This is a genomic window from Hungatella sp. (assembly GCF_046966825.1).
Genome location: NZ_JBKVCZ010000157.1, coordinates 8,654 through 14,769, shown reverse-complemented (window position 1 = coordinate 14,769; position 6,116 = coordinate 8,654). Strand labels below are relative to the sequence as shown.

Genomic DNA, 6,116 nt, shown 5'->3' with positions numbered 1-6,116 from the left:
TTTCCTGAGGTGTCACACATCTTGTGCGTTGTGCCGTGAAACCGCAACATAACGAAACAGCAGGGAGCGACGATTGATATCGTCGCTCCCTGCTGTTTCGTTATCTTTTAAATACATACATCAAGCCCGCTCTACAAAACGCCGCCCATCAGTTCTTCAATATTTTTCATATCATGTTTATCCACATCCCGCGGCTCATAGCCGGTATGAAAAATCTTTTGCCCCTTCACTGAGATGCACGGTATCTCTCTTCCGTCTAAAACGGCACTGCCAAAATAATCGGCCTCAAACTCATACCATCCGCCTTCTAAGTCGGCCTGTTTTGCTGTTCCGTCTTCCTTTAAGACGAATGGGTGAATATCGATATAGCTCAATTGGGGATGGTACAGCTCTATACGGACAGGGCTCCAGTCTGTTACTACCTCATACCCTTTTTCTTCCAGCTTCTGCCGTAATTTTTCGGTGCACGCGGCATCGAAATTGATGTCCACATCCCTGTGTTCTCTCGTCTGCCTTCCAACAAGCGCATCCACACCCCAGCCGCCATCCAGCCAGTAACGGATTCCCAGCTGTTCTATCATATCAAGCACTTCAAATAAATCTTCCTGCGTTACAGTTTCCTTTTTTGCCATCCGGCACCTCGCTTTTCATTTTCATTTTCTATTCATTCTATCGGTCTGCATCTCAAATGCCCTTCTGCCCTCTCTCTTACCGATACTCCCATTCCGTCTCTTTCAGCAGCGCTTCATACCTGAAACAATCCGGACGGTGGTCATTGATGATGCCGCAGGCCTGCAGATGAGAAAATACCGTGATGGACCCCATATACTTAAAGCCCCGCTTTTTCAAATCCGCGCTCACCTGATCCGATAATTCGTTCCTCGCTTCCGCCTCACCCTCCTGATGCCTGCGGTAAACGTACGTCTTATAATCCGTAAAGCCCCAAAGATACCGGTCGAAGCTGCCAAACTCCTCCTCCACCTTCATAAATTGTCTGGCATTGTGTATGACTGCCGTGATTTTTCTTCTGGAACGGATCATGCCGGGGACGAGAAGGATTTCAGCGATCTCCTCCTCACCAAACTCTGCAATCCGCTTAAAATCATAGTCACAGAAGCATTTCCTGAATATTTCCCTCTTCTGTATCATCATGTTCCAGTTAAGCCCGCACTGCATGACCTCCATAAGCATAAACTCAAAATGCTTTCCGTCGTCATGAGACGGTACTCCCCATTCGCAGTCATGATACTGGATCATCGGTTCATTGATCAGGCACCAGCCGCATCTTGTCTCCTGTTCCATCTGTCTTATCCCCCATTTTTCTCCGTCTTAAGCCGGAACGATCTTCCCTCGTATACCCGAACCGGATTTCCACGCTCCAGTCTGGCATGTTCCATCCAGGCCAGGTTCTTTTCCCTTCGTCCGCTCTCCATATTCATTTCCGCCAGAATTTCGCACAGGCGGTTCAATGCAATCTGTTTATTCATATGCTGGCTCCGGGCCTCTGTGGACACCACTGCGGTTCCTGTAGGAATGTGGATGGCACGGACACCAGTCTCCACCTTATTCACATTCTGGCCGCCTTTTCCGCCGCTCCGAAAGGTCTCAAAGCGGACCAGTTTCTCCTCTGTCACCCGCGGCACCGCCTCTAAAATACTAACATCCACATACCAGTTCTTCCGTTTATGCTCCGGACGGTACGGGCTCCTGCAAATCCACAGTATACTGCCCTCCAAGCCAGTAAAATCGTGTTCTGTCTCAAACACAATCGAGGAAAATCCCTCCCGCTTCTTTCCCTGCGTGAAGGAAAGCAGCCGGATATCGGAAGCCTCCTTCTTTAATTCCTCATAGAGCAGACCTGCCGCCAGTTCACATTCTGCCGGCCCCTGGCCGGAACTTATCTGTATTCTCATGCGCAGCCCCCTAACCCTTAAATGTGATAAGCGGCCGCAGCGTCGCAACAACGGTTATCAGTCCGTAGTCCTCAAGGGAAGCGATCACCTGCTCCACATTTTTATAGGCTTCCGGCGCCTCGGCAAACAGTAAATTTGTATCATGGCAGACTACGCGGCTCTTAAGCTTTGTGCTTCTGATGGAATCCCTGTCGTATTTCTGGTCAATCCTGCTCCTGCAGATACTTCTGGCCCATTTTCTGCCCGCGCCATGGGACACAGAGTCCAGGGAAACGGACGTGTCCGCAGCCGGTACACATACATAGGTCAGGCTTCCTCTGGATCCCGGAATGACCACGGCTCCATGCTTCGTCGATACACTTCCCTTCCGGTGAAGCCAGCCATCCTCCGTCCGTTCCAGATAGTTATGACAACTCTCCAAAAGCGGGGTTACCTCCCTCTCCACACCCAGCCAGGTCAGCAGCTTTTTCGCAGTCACTATACGATTCCTCCCGGCCCACAGAATCGCCGAGTCGTGTTCCTTCAGATAGTCCTCCGCCTCCTTCGAGCCTTCCGCCAGCCCTTCCGGCGAATAATACCGGTTTAAAATCTCCTGCCCATATCCCCGGGAACCGCTGTGGATCAGCAACATAAGGCGTCCATGAAGCAGCCCCAGGCGATTGGCCTCCTCTTCTCTGTAAACGTGTTCCAGACACTGAAACTCTGCAAAATGGTTTCCTGTGCCGATGGTTCCCAAATCCCTGACGGGGCAAACTTCTTCATAAGGGTTATCGCACGGAATATCGCTCAGCTCCCGAACCTGGTTAAGCCTCGATTCCCATTTATCCATACGGAATTTCTTCTGCTTCACTCCTGTGGAAAACAGACTCATCCCGCATCCGATATCGTTGCCGATTAAATGGGGATAGAACCGCTCCCTGCTTAACACCGCCATTCCTACAGGAGTCTTTCCCGGATGCAGATCCGGCAGCCCTGCCGTCTTCACCACTCCCGGCAGATTCGCGACTCCATGAAGCTGGTCGATCGCCGCCTGTTCAATCCAGTTTTTACCGTTGCTGATCAATATGCAATTTTCTCTTTCCAAATCATAATCTCCTTTATGAGCCGACAGGGCCATACGTCCCATTTCCCCGGAATCCCGAAAAATGGTACAAAAAAAACACGACAACAAGCCGTGCGCAGCAAAATAAAGCTATTATACGCCAGTCCCTGTCTATTCTATCGTTATCTTGTTTTCACCCTTTTCATTTCGTTTGCCAACATAACAACCACTCCTTTGCTCATAAAGGACTGTACGCCCTCTTTATTCTATGGATACTATAAAACGGATTTCTAAAAATGTCAATGACTATTTCTTTAACTTTCTGACTTGCGTTATAGTTCGCAGCCCTGTCGGCCTCTGCTTCCCGGTCTGCCCCGGCTTATTTTCCGCACAGGAAATCCCGCACCGCCATTCCTGAGCCGTCTATGTGCGGGATCTGCGCGTCTTCGTCATTTATTCTTTAACCAATTCTTTAATCTCCGGTATCGTCTTTCCGCTTTCCTTTAGCCTTTTGATCCGTTCTATTCGTTCCACAGTCTCGACCCGCCGATACCGCCTTGTGAGATTCTCTTCCTCCTGCTCAAAAGGAAGCATGCCCTCTTCTGTATAATACTTCAGTGTACTGTAGCGGCAGCCGGTAAGTCTGGATAGTTCACCGATTGACACATACTCAGAGCTGCTGATCTTTTCCATGCTTCTCTGTCTTGACATTCCATCACCTACCTGTAAACCGGAACCAGATTCGCCCCCTGAACTGGTATTTTGTAATAGACCCTTGTCATTGGGAATACCCGGTAATAGTAGTTATCTACCTTTAAGAGCGTCTCCGAGCCATTCTTGGCTTCCTCTACATAGTGGCCCTTTTCGGAGAGATAGGTCATCATTGCCAGACGCCTGCCCGCCACATTCGTTCCAAGAACAACGAAATCAATGAAAACGGCCTGTCTTCTGTCCAAAAATGGAAATAATAAATTGACGCCCTCCATATACGGGTTTTTAAAGAAGTTCTTTTTCGCACCCAGCAGCTGCTGCGACAATTTTTCCGTCCACCGGTAAATGTCTGAATTCCATACCACTCTGACAACCGGATCCTGCGCTGCCAGTTCAATCATACGGGCAGACAGTCTCTCCTGCTCCTGAACAGAAAATATATCATGGATACATCCGCTCTCTCGGAACAGCCACACCAGACATGCGCATTCCAGGGTCACCGCGCCGTCCTCCAGGATTTCAGCACGGACGCCCTCAACGATACGCTGGTATTCTGTTCCGTCGCTGCGGTAGGTTCTGAGGTCCATATTCATGCTGCTGTAGTTAATATCGCACGCCAGAATATCCGGTATCTCATCGAGGACGCCCCTGGCCTTCAATACTTCCGCCATTTCAGTCTCTAGACCGTGGGCTTCCTTCCTGCCGATGCCGCGAATCTCTTTAAATCCTGCATCCAGTTCCTCTTTTACAGCCTCTAAATCAAGATGATCCGATAATATAAGCCTCTCCAGAAGCTTTGCAGCCGCAATTCCGCGGCAGACCGCACTCTTGGCTGTGGTTATATGTATGGAATCCTGGCCATCCAGACCAACCAGGGCGTATTGTTGTGATAATGTATACTCATTCATAGGATATCTCCTTTCGGCTTACGCCAATTGATGTTTGCCTGCTGTGCTTGTTGATTGATTTTTGATGATTGATACCTGCTGCTTACTACTTATTACTTATTACTTATTACTTATTACTTATTACTTATTACTTATTACTTAGATTATACCACTATACTCTCACAATTTCAATGCATGCTGTTTTATATTTTTCTTACAAGTCTATGAACTTGATCCACAATACAGAAAAAGCCGTCTTGCCTAATCGCCTTTGCGTAAAATCTTCACTCTCCTTTCACACAAAAAAGCCGTGATACGGGAACCAACTCTTCCATATCACGGCCTGCTGCTGTTCTTACTGTTCTTACTGTTCTTGCTGCTATTTCTTTTAATACCACTTACTCTTTATCTGCTTATATATTCCCTCTGCATCCAACTCATACTTATGAATCAGCTCTGCGGCCGGGCCGGACTCGCCGAATACGTCACGTACTCCGATCTTAAAGACCGGTACCGGAGCATTCTCGGACAGGGAGTCGCAGACAGCGCTTCCAAGTCCGCCTATGATGGAATGCTCTTCCACAGTCACCACGCGTCCTGTTTTCTTCGCGGATTTAACGATAAGCTCTTCGTCCAGAGGCTTAATGGTATGAATGTTGATCACTTCGGCGTCAAGTCCGTCTGCGGCCAGAAGCTTTGCCGCTTCCAGTGCGTGGCCAACTTCCAGACCGGTAGCCACAATAGTCAAGTCGCTGCCTTCTTTTAAGACTACGCCCTTTCCGATCTTAAATTCATACTCCGGATTATCATTGATCACCGGCACAGCCAGACGGCCAAACCTCATATAAACCGGGCCCTCATACTCGGCCGCGGCCTTGACGGCGGCTCTCGCTTCCACGTCATCGGCCGGGCAGATCACTACCATGCCGGGGATCGTTCTCATCAGAGCGATGTCCTCGTTGCACTGATGTGTCGCGCCGTCCTCACCGACGGAGATTCCTGCATGAGTCGCACCAATCTTTACATTTAAATGCGGGTATCCGATGGAGTTTCTAACCTGTTCGAACGCTCTACCGGCTGCGAACATGGCGAAGGTGCTTGCAAATGGAACCATGCCTGTTGCAGCAAGGCCGGCGGCAATGCCCATCATGTTGCATTCCGCAATACCACAGTCGATATGGCGTTCCGGAAATACCTTCTTGAAAACTCCCGTCTTTGTCGCGGCTGCCAGATCGGCATCCAGGACCACGATTTTGTCATTGAGCTTTCCCAGCTCCGCAAGAGCGCTGCCATAGCTTTCTCTCGTAGCGATCTTCTTTACGGATTGTTCTTTCATCTCTGGCATAACGCTTCACCTGCTTTCTCCAAATCTGCCATTGCCACCTGATACTGCTCGTCGTTTGGAGCAGCACCATGCCAGGCTACAGCTCCTTCCATGAAGGAAACTCCCTTGCCCTTTAAGGTTTTTGCAATAATGGCGGTCGGCATTCCCTTTGTATTTCTTGCCTCTGCAAATGCCTGCTCGATCTGGGCGAAGTCATGGCCGTCGATGCAGATTACATG

Annotated in this window: 7 protein-coding genes and 1 pseudogene; all 8 read right to left on the bottom strand. The window is 49.3% G+C overall.

The features are described from left to right. Nucleotides 1-131 precede the first annotated feature (131 nt). Nucleotides 132-632: a nucleotidyltransferase domain-containing protein gene (locus ACLTD4_RS29225; protein ID WP_117623573.1), complete on the bottom strand. Its 501-nt coding sequence runs from the start codon at nucleotides 630-632 to the stop codon at nucleotides 132-134. Between the two features lie 76 nt (nucleotides 633-708). Then, nucleotides 709-1,302: a DNA-3-methyladenine glycosylase I gene (locus ACLTD4_RS29220; RefSeq protein WP_055660945.1), complete on the bottom strand. Its 594-nt coding sequence runs from the start codon at nucleotides 1,300-1,302 to the stop codon at nucleotides 709-711. A 5-nt stretch (nucleotides 1,303-1,307) separates the two neighbouring features. Next, on the bottom strand, nucleotides 1,308-1,913 hold the full coding sequence (gene prfH / locus ACLTD4_RS29215) for a peptide chain release factor H (RefSeq protein ID WP_055660947.1): 606 nt from the start codon (nucleotides 1,911-1,913) through the stop codon (nucleotides 1,308-1,310). Nucleotides 1,914-1,923: 10 nt separating this feature from the next. Further along, nucleotides 1,924-2,997: an RNA ligase RtcB family protein gene (locus tag ACLTD4_RS29210; RefSeq protein ID WP_117623592.1), complete on the bottom strand. Its 1,074-nt coding sequence runs from the start codon at nucleotides 2,995-2,997 to the stop codon at nucleotides 1,924-1,926. Between the two features lie 411 nt (nucleotides 2,998-3,408). Beyond that, nucleotides 3,409-3,666 carry a helix-turn-helix domain-containing protein gene (locus tag ACLTD4_RS29205; RefSeq protein ID WP_002603248.1) on the bottom strand — a complete coding sequence of 86 codons (258 nt, stop codon included), beginning with the start codon at nucleotides 3,664-3,666 and terminating at the stop codon, nucleotides 3,409-3,411. A gap of 8 nt (nucleotides 3,667-3,674) precedes the next feature. Beyond that, a complete protein-coding gene (locus ACLTD4_RS29200) occupies nucleotides 3,675-4,574 on the bottom strand; it encodes a hypothetical protein (protein WP_117623572.1) in 900 nt (299 codons plus the stop codon). Between the two features lie 367 nt (nucleotides 4,575-4,941). Beyond that, nucleotides 4,942-5,898: a transketolase family protein gene (locus ACLTD4_RS29195; protein WP_181991310.1), complete on the bottom strand. Its 957-nt coding sequence runs from the start codon at nucleotides 5,896-5,898 to the stop codon at nucleotides 4,942-4,944. Next, nucleotides 5,886-6,116: pseudogene (locus tag ACLTD4_RS29190) on the bottom strand (transketolase); the annotation flags it as partial. The gene ACLTD4_RS29195 and the pseudogene ACLTD4_RS29190, both read right to left, overlap by 13 nt.